A 17,448-nucleotide genomic window follows, 5' to 3' on the forward strand; every position below is an offset into this window, starting at 1 on the left:
ATGAAGGTGGATTTTTACTCGCTTGATCCAATGCTTGATCCAAATCCTTAATGTTTAATGGTTTACCTAAAATATTCGGGAAAAGCATAGTAAAATTGAGTCGCTCGCTGTTACTGGAAAGCAAACTTACCTTCCCTTCTGTTACTCTCATTGTGAGTTTTCCGGAGCCATCGTCTTCAAATTGAAAAGGATTATAAACATAACCTAAAGCTAAGTAAGCAGAAGTAAGATCCTGACTGAGTCGGTTTAAACGCTCTTCATTTAAACATTCATTCTTTTTTGGTGCAAAAGGCAAAGGATCGATTAAATGGAAGCCCACAAACCTCACTTCACTATACGGTAGGCAAACTTGAGATAAATCAGCTTGAGCATGCTCTTGTTGTTCTGTTTGATATTGATGCTGTGAAAGCCAACGCTGTTGCTGTACTTGCTGAAGCTGCTCATTTTGATTTTTTGCTTGCTGTTGAAAACGGTTAAATTCATTTTGTATTGGTATTGATTGCTGATTTGCCCAAGTAAAAATCGGCATACAAGCCAGTAAGATTGAGAGATGCTTCATAGTGTATCCTTAAATAAATTCCGCACCACATCATACCGTATAATTATTAGAGTGCGAAGATTAGAGTGTATTTTTTATGCGATTTGTTTTGTAGTTTTGGATCGCTGCTTATAGCTTAAAAGATTCACAATTTATCCATCCAGAGAGAAAAAAGACTGAATTATAAAACTGCGATTGTTTGACTTTACTTACAATGTTTCTTAAATGCACAAAAAAGCCCTTTCAAAAATTGAAAGGGCAAAATATTTGGAGTCATACTATGAGTTGTTGAATTAACAAATCAGGTATGGCTAGGGATTATAATGATTTTTAAAATAAATGCAACATTTATTTAACAATTAATTATGAGGGTTACGCGTATTTGTGTTCACCAGATTACGCATCAAGAGAGCATATTCTAAATTAATATCTTGCGGCACATCTAAGAATACGAAATGTCCATCACCTAATGCAGCTTCCACTGCTTCATTTTTTCGATTTAGCATTTTCTCAATTTTAAAATTGATATTACCTTGTGGTGTCATCATTTCCACTTCATCATTGAGTAAAAATTTATTTTTTACCGCCACTTCTGCCATGCCTTGTTCGTTACGTTTCCCGGTAAATTCACCGACAAATTGCTGGCGATCGGAAATAGAATAGCCGTATTCATAGTTTTGATACTCATCATGTGTATGACGGCGCAAGAATCCTTCGGTATAACCTCGGTGGGCGAGAGATTCTAGGGTATCCATCAAACTTTCATCAAAAGGTTTACCTGCCGCAGCATCATCAATAGCTTTTCGATACACTTGTGCGGTACGGGCACAATAATAGAAAGACTTGGTTCTACCTTCAATTTTTAAGGAATGAACACCAAGTGCGGTCAACTTTTCCACATGTTGTACTGCACGTAAGTCTTTTGAATTCATAAAATAAGTGCCGTGTTCGTCCTCAAAGGCAGTCATTTGTTCATCAGTTTTTTGAGATTCGGTATAAAGGAATACCTTATCTGTTACATTACCTTTACCTAAAGTTGGCGCAACATTTTTTATTTCAATTTGTTGGATAGGATCAATTTTCGGTACAATGTTGCCCACTTCATCTACCGTGCCTTCTTCCATTTTATATTCCCAGCGACAGGCATTAGTGCAAGTGCCTTGGTTTGGATCGCGTTTATTAATGTAGCCGGAAAGCAAGCAACGACCAGAATATGCCATACATAATGCGCCATGTACGAAAATCTCAAGTTCAATATCCGGCACCTGTTGGCGAATTTCAGCAATTTCATCTAAGGAAAGTTCTCGGGACAAAATCACACGGGTTAGCCCCATTTGTTTCCAAAATTTCACCGTTGCCCAGTTTACCGCATTGGCTTGTACTGAAAGGTGAATATCAATATCGGGGAAATGTTCACGCACCAGCATAATCAAACCAGGATCGGACATAATCAACGCATCCGGTCTCATATCAATTACAGGTTGTAAATCTTTAATAAAGGTTTTGAGTTTAGAATTATGCGGTGCAATATTCACAACAACATAGAATTTTTTACCAAGGGCATGCGCTTCATCAATACCGATTTTTAAATTTGCATGATTAAATTCATTGTTACGCACTCGTAAGCTATAACGAGGCTGACCGGCATAGACAGCATCTGCACCATAGGCAAAGGCATAGCGCATATTTTTTAGAGAACCGGCGGGAGAAAGTAATTCGGGCTTAAATGAGGTGGTCATAATCTACTCTTTTTCTGATTTCAAGTCAGTAACCTACCCGTAGGCAAGTCGCGTTAAAAGCCCGTATTTTAGGTTTATTTCACTATTTGTAAAGGATAAAGTGCGGTCAGATTTTGGTGTGTTTTTCATTAACGATAAAAAAATACCCACCATACCGTCCGTGGGCATTTTTTTATTATTTCTCTGATGAACTTTCTTCTTCTATCAAAAGTTCTTGTTCTATCTCCTCAAAAGATTTGCCGTTAATGAAATAGCCATTGTCATTTTTTTCAAACTTAGCCACATAATTCTCACCTTCCGCCATAAAAGCAGGAAGAACAGTACCATATGGTTGAATTTCGCTTTGAATCATACTCCAGAATGAACTTAATTCTTTAATCTTACTTGTTTTCTCATCCTGAATTTCAACTAACCTTTTATCAAAGGAAATCCTTAATAAACCTTCTATTCTATCTAGGAAAGACCAACCCTGAGATGATTTCGCATCTTCCGGTGCTTTAGTCATCATACCATTGGCTTCAAATTTTACCGGATAGGCTTTCGTTTCGGGCGATGTGTTGAGATTAAAGGTCACATTGGTATGATCTAAGATAAAATTTAGATCCGACCATGCGTTATTCAAATATTTTTCTTGTGTCGCTGTTGTTAAATAAGTCTGACAAAGCGTCTCATAAGCTCCTAAACAAAATGCTGAAGACCAATACGAACGAGGGTCATTAAGCTTTAGTGGAATAGAAATCGACAAATCCTCAATTTGCACACTTTGTTCCGGCACATTAATTTTCTTTGTATTCAGTGTAAAACTCGTACTATATTGATTATTTTCTAATGACTTAGATTTATTATTAAATGTAAGATCGGTTATTTTATTTTCAAATAGATTTAAGCTATGCAGTGAAAAATCAATGTTTGAATTTTCCCTAAATTCTTTCACCCATTTGTCTTTTAAATGAAGGAAATCTTTATTATCTTTAGATGGTGGAGATTTTACAGTAAGCCTTTCCAAAAAGAACGGAATAAGGCTCAACTCATTGGCAACATTATAGTTTTTTAATTGAACACTAAGTTTTCCATCTTTAGCATCCCATTTTTGGGCATGATCTTCCGGTGTTTGTTTCACACTTCCCACTAAGAGTTCAAAATCGGCGTTGCTTTTAGTGAGATCCGTATTATCTAATTTCAACGCTATATTACCATTTTGTAAATTAAAATAAGGTTTTTGCTTTTTCGGCGCATTAACTGAAATAACAGAAACCTTACTGTCAAAATAATCATTTTTAGTCAATATAGCGATTAATAAATCCACCCCATTTCTAATATTTTGATCGCCCGTACTAAGTTTTTTAAATTCATTATAAAAATTGACCGCACTTGGGACGCCTTGTTGATTCAAACTGATATTTAAACCGCCAAATGTTGTTTGGCTTTCTTCTGTAGTACGGTTTTTATTAGAAATACGTAAAATATCACTACTTAGCTTTGTGGTTAAATCACGTTTTTCCGTATTATTCCCTTTGCTTTTATTAAATTTATAGGTGGTGTTTTTTAGTTGTAAACGTGTGTTTTCACCATTCAATAATGCCAATTCAGCATTTTCTGCGGTTAACTCAATATTGGTTAAATCATATTTATTTTCGGTTAACGAAGTAAAATAAACTTTACCTTCTACCTGATTTAATTTGCTCTCATTATCATAGTTGAAACCGGTCAAATTACCTTTCAATTCAATATCCCGATCGTTTAAGATATTTAATGAAATTGCCATCTGTTGCGGTTTATTGGCAAAATCTCGAAATTCCGTCAAAATATTAGATTGTAAATAATCGCCTACCGGTGAAAATTTACTATTAATCGTATTTTTATCAATCGTAATATTTAAATCTTTATTTAATTTTCTCACAAACTGATCAGAAAATTTGGATTCCGCTGTAATAAAGAAAGGTAGCGTTGTTAATTTGGTGAAAATAATCTCAGCACTTTGTTCATCATTATCTGTTACGCTGAATATTAAATCACGGCTAAAAAAATTTTTATTGCTTTCGGTAATCTTTAATATCGCTTGGTTATCTAAAGAATAAGGGAATTTTTGCAATACCTGATCCACTTTACGATTGGTATAAATTTGTGCACCTGCGCCAGCGATAACGAGTATCGCAGCAAGGGTTAAGGTGATCGTTTTTCTTTTACTCATATTTTCCCCAATTCAATATTGAAAACAAGCGAGAAAATGACCGCACTTCGTTAAAGTGCGGTCAAATTTTAATGGGTTTTAACCTAAGATTTTATCTAATTCTTGACTTATGGCTTCCACTTTTTGTGTGCCGTCTAAGCGGAAATATTGCGTGTTGCCCGCTTCCGCCTCAGCTTGATAGTAATCTACTAACGGTTGAGTTTGTTTGTGATAAACCGCTAAACGATCTAATACGGTTTCCGGTTTATCATCGGCACGGATAATGAGATCTTCACCGGTAATATCGTCTTTGCCTTCCACTTTCGGCGGATTGTAAACAATGTGGTAAGAACGCCCTGAGGCTTGGTGCACACGGCGACCGCTCATACGCTCAACAATCACCTCATCAGGCACATCAAACTCTAACACATAATCAATTTTCACGCCTGATTCTTTCAAGGCATCCGCTTGTGGAATGGTGCGAGGGAAACCGTCTAACAAGAAACCGTTTGCACAATCCGGTTGGGTAATGCGATCTTTTACCAATGCCACTGTTAATTCATCCGGTACTAATTTTCCTTCATCCATTAACGCCTTAGCCTGCTTACCAAGTTCAGTGCCAGCTTTAATTGCTGCACGGAACATATCACCGGTTGAAATTTGAGGAATACCAAATTTTTTCATAATAAATTGTGCTTGTGTTCCTTTTCCTGCGCCCGGTGCACCTAAAAGAATAATTTTCATAAAAAATCTCCAATTAAATCAATCAATGTAAATAAACTTGGGTAAGATACTGATAAAGCGAAGTGCGGTCAAATTTTTTATCTTTTTGAACGCACTTTTCCACTATGCAGATTTTTTCTCGTTCCAAGGGGCGACCCAGTATAAACAAATCATGCCCGGAACCGCTAAAAATAAGCATAGCCAAAAATAATCATAATAGCCTACCGCCCCCACCACATAGCCTGAAAGCATACCCAACCCTTTACTGGGTAAAGCGGAGAGGCTGGTAAAAAGTGCCAGTTGGGTGGCGGTATAAAGTGGGTTCGTTTCACGTGCCATAAAGGCAACAAAAGCCGCAGTGCCCAGTCCCACACCAATGTATTCAGCGGCGATAACAATACCTAATCGCCATAATTCGGTGGAGGTGATACTGTCAAAATGTCCAAATTTTGCCAACCAAATAAAACCGCCAATCGTCACCATTTGAACCAAACCGAATAACCATAAGGCACGGTTAATCCCCAGTTTTAACATCATGACTCCGCCGGCAAGCCCCGATAAAATGCCAGCCCAAAGAGAGGTTGTTTTAACCACTAGAGCAATATCTTCTTTGCCGAATCCCATATCGTAGATAAATTTAGTTTGCAGTGTTGTGGCAAAGGAATCACCAAATTTATATAAAAATAAGAACAGTAAAAAACCTATCGCTTGCGCCACACCTTTACGTTGGAAAAACTCTTTCAAGGGAATCCAAAAAGCTTGGTAAAAAGGCTGATTGTTTTCTGGAGCATCAATCTTGGGTTCTTTGGCGAGGAACAATGTCATAAAAATCCCTATCAACATACAAAGTGCGGTCCATAAAAACACGGTTTTCCATGGGTAAATTGTGGCAAGATAAAGGGAAAGTCCACCGGGAATTAAACCTGCAATACGATAGGCATTAATGTGGATGGTGTTGCCTAAGCCAAGTTCGTGGTCACTTAAAATTTCACGGCGATAGGCATCAAGTACGATATCTTGTGTAGCCGAAAAAAATGCAATGAATAACGCAATATTGGCAACAATACTTAACTGAGAGATAGGATCAAAGAGGCTGATAGCATAAAGTAAGGCAAGTAAGATCACTTGAGAAATCAGCAGCCAACTTCGGCGACGACCTAAAAAGCTCGGGAAATAACGATCTAACAAGGGTGCCCATAAAAATTTTAACCCATAAGGCAACATAACGCCGGTCACTGCACCGATAAGCTCAACGGAAAGCTGCTTATCGGTCAGCCATACCGGCAACATTTGTAACAATACAAATAACGGCAAGCCAGAGCTAAAACCGGTGAACACGCAAATTAACATTTTACGTGTGAAAATTTGTGAAAGCAGAGAATTAGGCATAAAGTGCGGTTCATTTTGGTAATAAATTAGGCAACACGAATTTTTACCCATGTCACCATAAGATGATATTTAAAAACGGAAAATTAGTCTCTGTACCCTTGCGGATTATTTTTCTGCCAATTCCATGTATCTTTCATCATCGCTTCAAGATCGCGTTCTGCCGTCCAACCTAACTCTTTCGCTGCTAAGCTTGGATCGGAATAGCAAGTGGCAATATCACCCGGACGACGATCAACAAGTTTATATGGAATTTCAATGTTATTCGCTTTCTCAAAGGCTTTCACCATATCCAATACGGAATAGCCGTGTCCTGTTCCGAGATTATAAATATGTAAACCTGAATCGTCTTCGTGGCGTTGAAGCGCTTTTAAATGCCCGATGGCTAAATCCACTACGTGAATGTAATCACGTACACCTGTGCCATCGTGTGTATCATAATCGCTACCAAAAACAGAAAGTTGCGCGAGTTTTCCAATCGCCACTTGGCTAATATAAGGTAATAGATTATTTGGAATACCATTTGGATCTTCGCCGATTAAACCGCTGGAATGAGCCCCTACCGGATTGAAATAACGTAAAATTGTCATACTGAACTGAGACTCCGCTTTTACTACATCACGTAGAATTTGCTCAACCATATATTTTGATGTGCCGTAAGGATTGGTTGTGCCGCCCACTTCGCAATCTTCGGTAATGGGAATAATTTGGGGATCGCCATACACGGTAGCGGAAGAACTAAACACAAAATTCCATACTCCCGCTTTTTTCATTTCTTGTAGCAATACCACTGTACCGGCAACGTTATTCATATAATATTCCGCCGGTTTTTGCACGCTTTCACCCACCGCCTTTAAGCCGGCAAAGTGAATCACTGAATGAATGGTGTTTTCGGCAAAGATTTTTTGCAGCAATGCTCGATCTAAAATATCGCCTTCATAAAACTTGACGGTTTTACCTGTGATTTGTTTTACACGCTCAAGGGATTTCGGTGATGAATTACAAAGATTGTCTAATACCACAACCTCTTTGCCTGCATTTAATAATTCGACAACCGTATGCGAACCGATATAGCCGGCACCGCCGGTGACTAAAATTGCCATCTTAGACTCCTTTTCATAGACTTGGAATTGTTGCCGATTATAGCACTATTTCATCTCAAAAAACGGATCTATTTTGACCGCACTTTTATGTGATATTTGTCACAAAACGACCTTTTGGCACTGGCATAATTTCTTGTTGAAGTATATAAAATAGAAATAATTTTTTAACATGAGTATTACAAATAGCTATGAATCAACTTATTTCTCAACTCACAAAAATTGTAGGAAGCCAATATATCATCACCGAACCTTCAAAAACAGAAGCTTATCGTAGTGGCTACCGTTTCGGCTCAGGAAATGCCGTCGCCGTCGTTAAACCTGCAACCTTATTGGAATTTTGGCAGGTGTTGAAAGTCTGTGTAGAGCAGGATGTGATTATTATTAACCAAGCTGCCAATACGGGATTAACCGGAGGTTCAACGCCAAACGGTAATGACTACGATCGTGAAATTGTCATCATCAATGCAATGAGAATTAATGGCATTCAATTAATTAATGACGCCTCTCAAGTAGTTTGTTTACCGGGTTCTACTTTAAATGACTTGGAAAATAAATTGAAATCTCACGGGCGTGAGCCTCATTCAGTGATTGGCTCTTCTTGCATTGGCGCTTCCGTTATCGGGGGAATTTGTAATAATTCAGGTGGGGCATTGGTTCAACGCGGGCCGGCTTATACGGAAATGGCACTTTACGCTCAGCTAAATGAACTGGGCGAATTGGAACTAAAAAATCATCTTGGTATAGATTTAGGTAGTACGCCGGAAGAAATTTTAACTAATTTGCAAGGACATCATTATCAACAGAAAGATATTATTCAGGATTGCGGAAAAGGACATGATCACCGCTATTGCAATCATGTTCGTCAAGTTGATGAAAACTCTCCAGCCCGTTTTAATGCAGACCCAGCCCGTCATTATGAAGCCTCCGGTAGTGCGGGTAAATTAGCGATTTTTGCGGTGCGTTTAGATACATTTCCATTAGAAAGTGAAACCGCCGTTTTCTATATTGGGACTAACCAAACAGAGGTTCTTAATGATATTCGCCGTCAAACGTTAGCAAATTTTGAACAGTTACCGATTTCGGGCGAATATATTCATCGAGATGCCTTTGATGTTGCCGCCCGTTATGGAAAAGATACGTTTTGGGTGATTAAAAAATTTGGCACACACTGGTTGCCTAAGTTATTTGCCTTAAAAGCGAGTGTTGATCGCTTAAGTAAGAAAGTTTCATTTTTACCACGGCATTTAAGCGATAAATTTTTACAATTGCTTTCAAAAGTGTTACCGGAACACTTACCAAAAAGTTTATGGCAATATCGGGATCGCTATGAACATCATTTAATTATTAAAATGGGCGGGCAAGGTGTGAATGAAGCTCGTATCTTCTTAAAAGATTATTTTAGTGATAGTCCAAAAGGCGGATATTTTGAATGTAATTCGATAGAAACACAGGCAGCCATGCTACATCGTTTTGCCGTTGCTTCAGCTGCTGTCCGCTATCGTGCCATTCATGAGAAAGACGTTGAAGATATTGTCGCGCTTGATGTTGCATTACGTCGTAATGATAAAGAATGGTTCGAGAAATTGCCTAAGGAAATAGATGAGCAAATCAGTCATAAACTTTATTATGGGCATTTTATGTGTCATGTTTTCCACCAAGATTATATCGTTAAAAAAGGGGTTGATTGCGTAAAATTGGAACATGAAATGTTGAAATTACTTGATCAGAGAGGGGCTCAGTACCCGGCTGAACATAATGTAGGACATTTATATGAAGCGAAGCCGGAATTACGTAAATTTTACAAAAAATTGGATCCTACCAATAGCTTTAATCCCGGTATCGGGCAAACCCCAAAGAAAAAATATTGGGTCGAATAACACTTTGATCTATCCGTTTTAATAGAAAGGACTTAACTGACGTTGGCTTCAGCCCTTTAGATAACCATTTAATGTTTAGAATTTAGTTATACTTTTTATTCAATTTTATCGGTGTATATCGGTAATACACTTGGTTCTATAAAAAGAGCCGAAAATAGCCTGCTGGCAATGACAATCAAAGGAGTAGCATATGGCAAAAAATCTAAATGTTTTTGATCAAGAATATGGTTTATTAATTAACGGTGAATGGAAAATGGGTGGCACACTACTTGCCTCTCATAATCCCGCAAACGGGGAAGAACTTGCGAAATTTGTTGATGCGACGGATGCCGATGTTGATATTGCCGTTGAAGCCGCACAGCAAGCGTTCAAAACTTGGCGACATACCACAGTGACTGAACGGGCGGCAATATTAAATAAAATTGCTGATGTGATTGATGAAAATGCAGAATTATTTGCCTTACAAGAAACTTTGGATAATGGCAAACCAATTAGAGAAACGAGAGCCGCAGATATTCCTTTAGCAGCGGATCATTTCCGTTATTTTGCTGGTGTAATTCGTTCAGAGGAAGGTACAGCAAATCAACTGGATAGCGAAGATTTATCAGTGGTACTGCGTGAACCTATCGGTGTTGTGGGACAGATTATTCCGTGGAACTTTCCATTTCTAATGGCGGCTTGGAAAATTGCCCCTGCGTTGGCAGCCGGTTGTACAATCGTCATTCATCCGTCTAGTGCGACTTCATTAAGTTTATTATCTCTCGCTCAAAAAATTAACCATTTGTTACCAAAAGGTGTACTCAACGTGATTACCGGACGAGGCAGTAAATCCGGAGAATATATGCTGCATCACAAAGGATTTAACAAACTAGCCTTTACCGGTTCAACGGCTATTGGACGTAATGTTGCCGTAGCTGCTGCGGAGATGCTCATTCCGGCAACCCTTGAGTTAGGCGGTAAATCAGCCAATATTTTCTTTGATGATATGCCGTTTGATAAAGCATTAGAAGGGGCACAAAAAGGGATTTTATTCAATCAAGGTCAGGTCTGTTGTGCCGGTTCTAGAATTTTTGTTCAAGAGGGCATTTATGATAAATTCGTCGCAGCATTAGCTGAAGAGTTTAAGAAAGTCAAAGTTGGCTTACCTTGGGAAGATGATACCCAAATGGGTGCACAAGTGAATGCCGGTCAATTGGAAACGATCTTGAAATACGTCAAAATTGGTGAACAAGAGGGTTGCCGTATCATTACCGGTGGAAAACGCCTACAGGATACCGGATTGGATAAGGGAGAATTTTTAGCGCCAACATTGATTGAAGCACCGAATAATCAAGCACAAATTGCACAGGAAGAAATTTTTGGTCCTGTAGCTACTGTGATTAAATTTAAAACCGAAGAAGAGGTCATAAAAATGGCAAATGATAGCGAATACGGTTTAGGTGGCGGTATATGGAGCCAAAATATCAATCGTTGTTTACGTGTTTCTCGTGCACTTGAAACAGGGCGGGTTTGGGTGAACTGCTATAACCGCTTACCGGCAGGCACACCATTTGGGGGATATAAACAATCCGGTATCGGTCGTGAAACCCATAAAATGATGCTTGATGCTTATACTCAAGTAAAAAATATTTATATCAGCACTCGTGAAGAGCGTGAAGGTATGTATTAATCGCTATAAGTAAGAAGAGGCAGCCTATAAGCTGCCTCAACGGATATTAAGGACTGATTCCAATAATCTCTTTGGTTCAGTCCTTTAATATAAATATGAGAAATTAGCGTTCATTCCAACGTTTGATTGATTCGCGAATTACTTCTTTCGCCTCTTCAACATCACCCCAGTGTGTCACTTTTGTACTACCCGGTTTTTTCAATGCTTTATAATTGTTGAAATGGAATTCAATTTGTTTGATTAATTGAGCCGGCACGTCTGCAAGGCTGTTGTAAGCGTTGCCTGTATCGCGATCATCTGCCGGTACACAGACAATTTTATCGTCCACTTCACCGTCATCTACGAATTTCATCACGCCAATCACTTTAGCTTCAAGGAATACACCGGTTGCAAGCGGTTGGCGGGTCAGTAATAGCACATCCAGCTCATCACCGTCTTCATCTAATGTTTGTGGAATAAAACCATAGTTGGTCGGTTTTGCAAAAATTGCTGGTTCGACACGATCTAATTGGAATGCCGCTACTTTACGATTCCACTCGATTTTGTGGCAACTGCCTTCTGGAATTTCATTTACAACGTTGATAATCCCTGCATCAACATCACCCGGAGTTAAGATTTGATTAAAATCAGCCATTATCTTTCCTTATTTAATAGAATTAAAAACGGCGAAAGTATAGCAGTTTTTACATGATTTTGTCGCTCTAAATTTTCATTCAAAAAACGACCGCACTTTACTCACGCAAACGTTTACATATTATATTCTTTCGGTAGAATAGCGCCTTTTCATTCTGACTTATTTTTTAGAGGCAACATGTCTAATTTAGAAAAAATCTTTGAATTGCAAAAACGTGGTTCAACTATTCGCCAAGAGATTATTGCTGGTTTAACTACATTTCTTGCTATGGTGTATTCTGTAATTGTCGTACCCAATATGCTCGGGGCTGCCGGTTTCCCTGCTGAATCCGTATTTATTGCCACTTGCTTAGTGGCAGGTTTAGGATCGATTTTAATCGGCTTATGGGCAAATGCACCGATGGCGATTGGCTGCGCTATTTCACTGACAGCCTTTACCGCATTTAGTTTGGTGATTGGTCAAGGTGTTTCTATTCCGGTTGCCTTGGGGGCGGTATTCCTAATGGGGGTGGCTTTTACCCTCATTTCAGCGACGGGTATTCGCGCTTGGATTCTACGTAATCTTCCAGCCAGTATTGCCCATGGTGCAGGAATCGGTATCGGTTTATTCTTACTTTTAATTGCGGCAAGTGGCGTAGAATTGGTAGTGAGTAATCAAGCCGGTTTACCGGTGAAATTAGGCAATTTCACCTCATTTCCGGTCATGATGTCATTAATTGGTTTGGCGTTTATCGTTGGCTTAGAAAAAATACAAGTGAAAGGCGGGATCTTATGGGTGATCATTGCCATTACTATCATCGGTTTAATTTTTGATCCAAACGTAAAATTCAACGGTGAAGTCTTCAAAATGCCTACTTTTGGTGAAAATTCTTTATTTTTACAATTGGATTTACAGGGGGCATTACAACCGGCTATTCTACCTGTTGTTTTTGCTTTAGTGATGACCGCTGTATTTGATGCGACCGGTACTATCCGCGCTGTTGCAGGACAAGCTGATTTATTAGATAAAGACGGACAAATCATCAATGGCGGCAAAGCCTTAACCTCTGATTCCGTCAGTAGCTTATTTTCAGGATTATTCGGTACGGCACCGGCAGCCGTCTATATTGAATCAGCAGCCGGTACCGCAGCAGGTGGGAAAACTGGGATTACCGCTATTGTGGTAGGGGTGTTATTTTTATTAATGCTTTTCTTTCAACCCCTCGCCTTCTTGGTACCGGGTTATGCCACGGCTCCGGCACTAATGTATGTCGGATTATTAATGCTAAGTAATGTAAGCAAATTGGATTTTGATGATTTTGTCGGGGCGATGAGCGGGTTAATTTGTGCCGTATTCATTGTACTTACAGCGAACATTGTTACCGGCATTATGCTTGGTTTTGCCGCATTAGTGATTGGTCGTATTGTGAGCGGTGATTTTAAACGCCTCAATATCGGTACAGTATTAATTGCTGTGGCATTAGTTGTTTTCTATGCCGGTGGTTGGGCGATTTAATTTTCTCATCTCAAACCATCAGTCAGTTTTTTAACCGCACATTCAAAGTGCGGTTATTTTTTTGTGTGATTTTATTTTTATTTGACTTTTTCTTCCCTTTGCCTAGTCCTTCCTCTTATTCAATGGTAGAATTTCACGTTTTTGTTAGTAAGGAAAAATAATGACATTAGTTGAATTTGTAATGGATAAATTGGACGATTTAAAAGGTACGGATATTGTGCATTTTGATGTACGGGGAAAATCTTCCATCACGGAAAACATGGTGATTTGCACCGGTACTTCAAGTCGTCAGGTTTCTGCAATGGCAGATAATTTAATTGCAGAATGTAAGAAAGCCGGAGTTGAAACCTTTGGTGAAGAAGGTAAAAATACGGCAGATTGGATAGTGGTGGATCTAGGGCAAACTATCGTTCATATTATGCAACGCGATGCACGTGAGATGTATCAATTAGAGAAACTTTGGGCGTAAAGTGCGGTCATTTTCCTGTGAGAATTATCTTGCTTGATAAAGAGGAATACTCGTGAAAATCACATTAATTGCAGTAGGGACAAAAATGCCCGTTTGGGTGATTAACGGATTTGAAGAATACCAACGCCGTTTTCCTAAAGAAATGCCCTTTGAATTAATTGAAATTCCAGCCGGAAAGCGGGGGAAAAATGCAGATATTAAACGTATTTTAGAGCAGGAAGGAAAGGCAATGTTGGCGGCTTGTGGAAAAAGCAAAATTGTTACCCTTGATATTCCCGGTAAACCTTGGACGACACCGCAACTCGCCGAACAATTAGAAGCTTGGAAAAATGACGGACGGGATGTTTGTTTATTAATTGGCGGACCGGAAGGACTTTCACCTGAATGTAAAGCCGCTGCAGAGCAGAGTTGGTCGCTTTCGCCTCTCACTTTGCCCCATCCGTTGGTACGTATTGTAGTGGCGGAAAGTTTATATCGAGCTTGGTCGCTGACAACGAATCATCCCTACCATCGTGAGTAAAAGTGCGGTCAATTTTAGATGAATTTAAAGAAATTTTTCGCAGTCCCGACACATGAACCGATTCGTGATAAAAAGGCGGAGCGGAATCTTTTTGCCCGCCGAACATTGGTGGCATTTATTGGTATTCTTGTGCTCACCGGTGTGCTATTTACCAATATCTACCATCTCCAAGTAATCAATTTTGATACTTATCAAACACGCTCTAATGGCAATCGAATTAAACTCTTGCCTGTCCCGCCAACCCGTGGATTAATTTATGATCGCTACGGTGAATTGCTGGCTGAAAATCTGACTTTTTTCGGTTTATACATTGTGCCGGAAAAAACGGAAAATTTAGACCGCACTTTTGAGGCACTTCGTTATGTTGTCGGTTTAACCGATGAAGATATTGAGAATTTCAAAAAAGAACGCCGCCGTGGCACGCGTTATACATCTATTATGCTCAAACCTAATTTAACGGAGGAGCAAATTGCCCGTTTTGCGGTAAACCAATATCAATTTCCAAGCCTTGAAGTACGTCCTTATTTTAAACGTAATTATTTATATGGCGATATGATGGCGCATATTCTCGGCTATGTGGGTAAAATTAATGATAAAGATGTTGAAAAGCTAAAAAAAGACGAGAAATTTGCCAATTATGCCGGCTCGCATGATATGGGAAAATTAGGTATTGAGCGTTATTACGAAGATCAATTACACGGCACAACGGGCTTTGAAGAAGTGGAAATTAATAATCGTGGGAAAGTGATCCGTAAATTACGTGAACAACCTGCGGTGGCGGGTAAAAGTATCCATCTCACCATCGATCTTGCCTTTCAACGTTATATTACGGATTTACTTGCCGGACAAACAGGTGCGGTGGTTGTGCTTGATCCGAAGGATAGCAGCGTGTTGGCAATGGTTTCTACTCCAAGTTATGACAATAATTTATTTGTGGACGGAATTTCCAGTGCCAATTATAAAGCGTTATTGGAAGATCCCGCCCGACCACTTTATAGCCGTGCGACACAAGGGATTTACCCGCCCGCATCAACAGTGAAACCCTTTATTGCGGTGGCTGCACAAACGGAAAATGTGGTTAATCAAAACACTACAATTTTTGATCCGGGGTATTGGATGTTGCCAAATACGACAAAACGTTTTCGTGATTGGAAAAAAGCAGGGCACGGCTATACCGACTTAAATAAAGCGATTACCGAATCTTCCGATACCTATTTCTATCAAGTCGCTTATAACTTAGGGATAGATCGTTTATCTTCATGGATGAAACGTTTTGGTTTCGGTATGCCGACAGGAATTGAGATAAACGAAGAAGCATCAGCAAATATGCCGACTCGGGAGTGGAAGCAAAAACGCTATAAACGTCAATGGGTACAAGGGGATACGATTTCCGTGGGGATTGGTCAAGGGTATTGGACATCCACGCCATTACAAGTAGCAAAAGCGACAGCTATTTTGGCGAATAATGGCAAAGTAAATACCCCCCATTTAATGAAATCTATTGAAGGTGCAACAGTTGAACCTTATCAAGATCCACGGCTTTATGAGGATATTACCGAGCCGAAACAAGCCTATTGGGACGCGGCAAAGCGGGGAATGTTTAATGTGGTGAATTCTGCTACCGGAACAGGGCGAAAGGCTTTTAGCGGCACAAACTATCACGTCGCCGGAAAATCCGGGACGGCGCAAGTATTCAGTTTAAAAGAAAACCAAAAATATAATGCAGCGGATTTAAAAAAAGAGCTTCATGATCACGCTTGGTTTACCGCTTATGCGCCTTATGAAAACCCTAGAATGGTGGTAGCGATTATTTTAGAAAATGCCGGTGGCGGTTCAAGTAATGCCGCGCCGGTTGTGCGTAAAATTATGGATTATTACTTAAATAAACGTTTACCGGAAATAGAACGAAAAGAAAATGCGGATAAGCCTCAAGTGCTTAATAACAAGTCATTAATGGAAAACGGAGCGGAATAATGGAAGAAAAAACGCCAATTTGGCTTCGTTTATGGAAGCCGTTACATTTAGATTTTTGGTTATTACTGGGGCTAATTGCTATTAGCGGTTACGGTATGTTGGTGCTTTATAGTGCCTCGGGCGGTAGTGAAATCATGTTTAGAAATCGTATTATTCAGGTCTTCCTTGGTTTTACGGTAATGTTAGTGATGGCCCAACTTCCGCCTAAATTTTATCAACGGATAGCGCCTTATCTTTATTTGGTCGGTTTGATATTGCTGATTTTGGTAGATGCGATTGGAACAACCAGTAAAGGTGCTCAGCGCTGGTTAGATCTCGGTTTTATTCGTTTTCAGCCCTCAGAGATTGTGAAATTGGCAGTACCTTTGATGGTAGCGGTTTATTTGGGGAATCGTCCGCTTCCTCCAAAATTAAGCGAAACCTTCATCGCTATTGCGATGATTATCGTGCCTACTTTGTTGGTGGCGATTCAACCTGATCTCGGTACTTCAATTCTAGTGAGTGCCTCGGGTTTGTTCGTGGTTTTTCTCGCAGGGATGAATTGGTGGTTAATTCTTGCCGCTGTTGTGGGGTTAGCGGGATTTATTCCGATTATGTGGCTTTACTTAATGCACGATTATCAGCGTACGCGGGTTCTGACTCTACTTGATCCTGAAAAAGATCCGCTCGGGGCTGGGTATCATATTCTGCAATCTAAAATTGCTATCGGCTCAGGAGGAATTTGGGGAAAAGGTTGGATGCAAGGCACACAATCCCAGCTTGAATTTCTGCCTGAACCCCATACCGATTTTATTTTTGCCGTGATGAGTGAAGAACATGGTATGGTAGGTTTTGGCATTTTAATTGCGATTTATATGTTTATTATTGTTCGTGGCTTAATGATTGCCGTTAATGCTCAAACCTCTTTTGGGCGTATTTTAGCGGGGGCGACGACGTTAATTTTTTTCGTGTATTTATTCGTCAATATTGGTATGGTGAGTGGCATTTTGCCGGTAGTGGGCGTGCCATTGCCATTATTTAGTTATGGAGGCACTTCTTATGTGGCGATTATGGCGAGTTTTGGCTTAATCATGTCAATTCATACCCATCGCACAAGATTTATAAATGGGAACTAATCGGCGTTTTAGTTTTCTTACATACAACTTTATTTAT

14 protein-coding genes are annotated in these 17,448 nt (G+C 39.6%); 7 read left to right on the forward strand and 7 right to left on the reverse strand.

Going from position 1 to position 17,448, the window contains the following annotated elements; genetic code table 11:
- The 6 genes from BKK47_RS01115 to galE all read right to left on the reverse strand — a co-directional run.
- Nucleotides 1–559: POTRA domain-containing protein (locus tag BKK47_RS01115; RefSeq protein WP_279626153.1), on the reverse strand; the 559-nt coding region annotated here is incomplete at its 3' end.
- A 338-nt stretch (nucleotides 560–897) separates the two neighbouring features.
- Nucleotides 898–2,277 carry a prephenate-dependent tRNA uridine(34) hydroxylase TrhP gene (gene trhP, locus BKK47_RS01120; protein WP_077493102.1) on the reverse strand — a complete coding sequence of 460 codons (1,380 nt, stop codon included), beginning with the start codon at nucleotides 2,275–2,277 and terminating at the stop codon, nucleotides 898–900.
- Between the two features lie 175 nt (nucleotides 2,278–2,452).
- Nucleotides 2,453–4,468: a hypothetical protein gene (locus BKK47_RS01125; protein WP_077493103.1), complete on the reverse strand. Its 2,016-nt coding sequence runs from the start codon at nucleotides 4,466–4,468 to the stop codon at nucleotides 2,453–2,455.
- A gap of 78 nt (nucleotides 4,469–4,546) precedes the next feature.
- Nucleotides 4,547–5,191 carry an adenylate kinase gene (adk, locus tag BKK47_RS01130; protein WP_077493104.1) on the reverse strand — a complete coding sequence of 215 codons (645 nt, stop codon included), beginning with the start codon at nucleotides 5,189–5,191 and terminating at the stop codon, nucleotides 4,547–4,549.
- A gap of 102 nt (nucleotides 5,192–5,293) precedes the next feature.
- Nucleotides 5,294–6,559, reverse strand: a complete 1,266-nt coding sequence (locus BKK47_RS01135; RefSeq protein ID WP_143529557.1) for an MFS transporter — start codon at nucleotides 6,557–6,559, stop codon at nucleotides 5,294–5,296.
- Between the two features lie 83 nt (nucleotides 6,560–6,642).
- Nucleotides 6,643–7,659 (reverse strand): UDP-glucose 4-epimerase GalE, encoded by a 1,017-nt coding sequence (galE, locus tag BKK47_RS01140; protein WP_077493105.1) that lies wholly within the window; start codon nucleotides 7,657–7,659, stop codon nucleotides 6,643–6,645.
- Nucleotides 7,660–7,847: 188 nt separating this feature from the next.
- Here galE and dld point away from each other — a divergent pair, with 188 nt between their 5' ends.
- Together dld and BKK47_RS01150 are read left to right on the forward strand one after the other, a co-directional pair.
- Nucleotides 7,848–9,536 carry a D-lactate dehydrogenase gene (gene dld, locus BKK47_RS01145; protein ID WP_425271828.1) on the forward strand — a complete coding sequence of 563 codons (1,689 nt, stop codon included), beginning with the start codon at nucleotides 7,848–7,850 and terminating at the stop codon, nucleotides 9,534–9,536.
- A gap of 190 nt (nucleotides 9,537–9,726) precedes the next feature.
- Nucleotides 9,727–11,205 carry an aldehyde dehydrogenase family protein gene (locus BKK47_RS01150; protein WP_077493107.1) on the forward strand — a complete coding sequence of 493 codons (1,479 nt, stop codon included), beginning with the start codon at nucleotides 9,727–9,729 and terminating at the stop codon, nucleotides 11,203–11,205.
- Nucleotides 11,206–11,308: 103 nt separating this feature from the next.
- Here BKK47_RS01150 and BKK47_RS01155 read toward each other — a convergent pair whose 3' ends face one another.
- Nucleotides 11,309–11,839: an inorganic diphosphatase gene (locus BKK47_RS01155; RefSeq protein ID WP_005695476.1), complete on the reverse strand. Its 531-nt coding sequence runs from the start codon at nucleotides 11,837–11,839 to the stop codon at nucleotides 11,309–11,311.
- Between the two features lie 177 nt (nucleotides 11,840–12,016).
- On the opposite strand from BKK47_RS01155, the gene BKK47_RS01160 reads away from it, so the two are divergent.
- From BKK47_RS01160 to rodA, 5 genes are all read left to right on the forward strand, one after another.
- The gene (locus BKK47_RS01160) at nucleotides 12,017–13,333 is read left to right on the forward strand and encodes an NCS2 family permease (protein WP_077493108.1); all 1,317 of its coding nucleotides are present in this window, start codon (nucleotides 12,017–12,019) and stop codon (nucleotides 13,331–13,333) included.
- 160 nt (nucleotides 13,334–13,493) lie between these two features.
- Nucleotides 13,494–13,802, forward strand: a complete 309-nt coding sequence (rsfS, locus tag BKK47_RS01165; protein WP_018355407.1) for a ribosome silencing factor — start codon at nucleotides 13,494–13,496, stop codon at nucleotides 13,800–13,802.
- 52 nt (nucleotides 13,803–13,854) lie between these two features.
- On the forward strand, nucleotides 13,855–14,322 hold the full coding sequence (gene rlmH, locus BKK47_RS01170; RefSeq protein ID WP_077493109.1) for a 23S rRNA (pseudouridine(1915)-N(3))-methyltransferase RlmH: 468 nt from the start codon (nucleotides 13,855–13,857) through the stop codon (nucleotides 14,320–14,322).
- Between the two features lie 18 nt (nucleotides 14,323–14,340).
- A complete protein-coding gene (gene mrdA, locus BKK47_RS01175) occupies nucleotides 14,341–16,296 on the forward strand; it encodes a penicillin-binding protein 2 (RefSeq protein WP_077493110.1) in 1,956 nt (651 codons plus the stop codon).
- The gene (gene rodA / locus BKK47_RS01180) at nucleotides 16,296–17,411 is read left to right on the forward strand and encodes a rod shape-determining protein RodA (RefSeq protein ID WP_077493111.1); all 1,116 of its coding nucleotides are present in this window, start codon (nucleotides 16,296–16,298) and stop codon (nucleotides 17,409–17,411) included. Before mrdA ends, rodA begins: the two co-directional genes overlap by 1 nt.
- The last annotated feature ends 37 nt before the right edge of the window (nucleotides 17,412–17,448 follow it).

The sequence above is a fragment of the Rodentibacter mrazii genome (assembly GCF_001998825.1).
GTDB classification, from domain to species: domain Bacteria; phylum Pseudomonadota; class Gammaproteobacteria; order Enterobacterales; family Pasteurellaceae; genus Rodentibacter; species Rodentibacter mrazii.

Excerpts from the sequence above, each read along its gene's own strand:
- trhP (WP_077493102.1), bottom strand. The coding sequence starts at position 2,277 with ATGACCACCTCATTTAAGCCCGAATTACTTTCTCCCGCCGGTTCTCTA.
- BKK47_RS01125 (WP_077493103.1), bottom strand. The coding sequence starts at position 4,468 with ATGAGTAAAAGAAAAACGATCACCTTAACCCTTGCTGCGATACTCGTT.
- adk (WP_077493104.1), bottom strand. The coding sequence starts at position 5,191 with ATGAAAATTATTCTTTTAGGTGCACCGGGCGCAGGAAAAGGAACACAA.
- BKK47_RS01135 (WP_143529557.1), bottom strand. The coding sequence starts at position 6,559 with ATGCCTAATTCTCTGCTTTCACAAATTTTCACACGTAAAATGTTAATT.
- galE (WP_077493105.1), bottom strand. The coding sequence starts at position 7,659 with ATGGCAATTTTAGTCACCGGCGGTGCCGGCTATATCGGTTCGCATACG.
- dld (WP_425271828.1), top strand. The coding sequence starts at position 7,848 with ATGAATCAACTTATTTCTCAACTCACAAAAATTGTAGGAAGCCAATAT.
- BKK47_RS01150 (WP_077493107.1), top strand. The coding sequence starts at position 9,727 with ATGGCAAAAAATCTAAATGTTTTTGATCAAGAATATGGTTTATTAATT.
- BKK47_RS01155 (WP_005695476.1), bottom strand. The coding sequence starts at position 11,839 with ATGGCTGATTTTAATCAAATCTTAACTCCGGGTGATGTTGATGCAGGG.
- BKK47_RS01160 (WP_077493108.1), top strand. The coding sequence starts at position 12,017 with ATGTCTAATTTAGAAAAAATCTTTGAATTGCAAAAACGTGGTTCAACT.
- rsfS (WP_018355407.1), top strand. The coding sequence starts at position 13,494 with ATGACATTAGTTGAATTTGTAATGGATAAATTGGACGATTTAAAAGGT.
- mrdA (WP_077493110.1), top strand. The coding sequence starts at position 14,341 with ATGAATTTAAAGAAATTTTTCGCAGTCCCGACACATGAACCGATTCGT.
- rodA (WP_077493111.1), top strand. The coding sequence starts at position 16,296 with ATGGAAGAAAAAACGCCAATTTGGCTTCGTTTATGGAAGCCGTTACAT.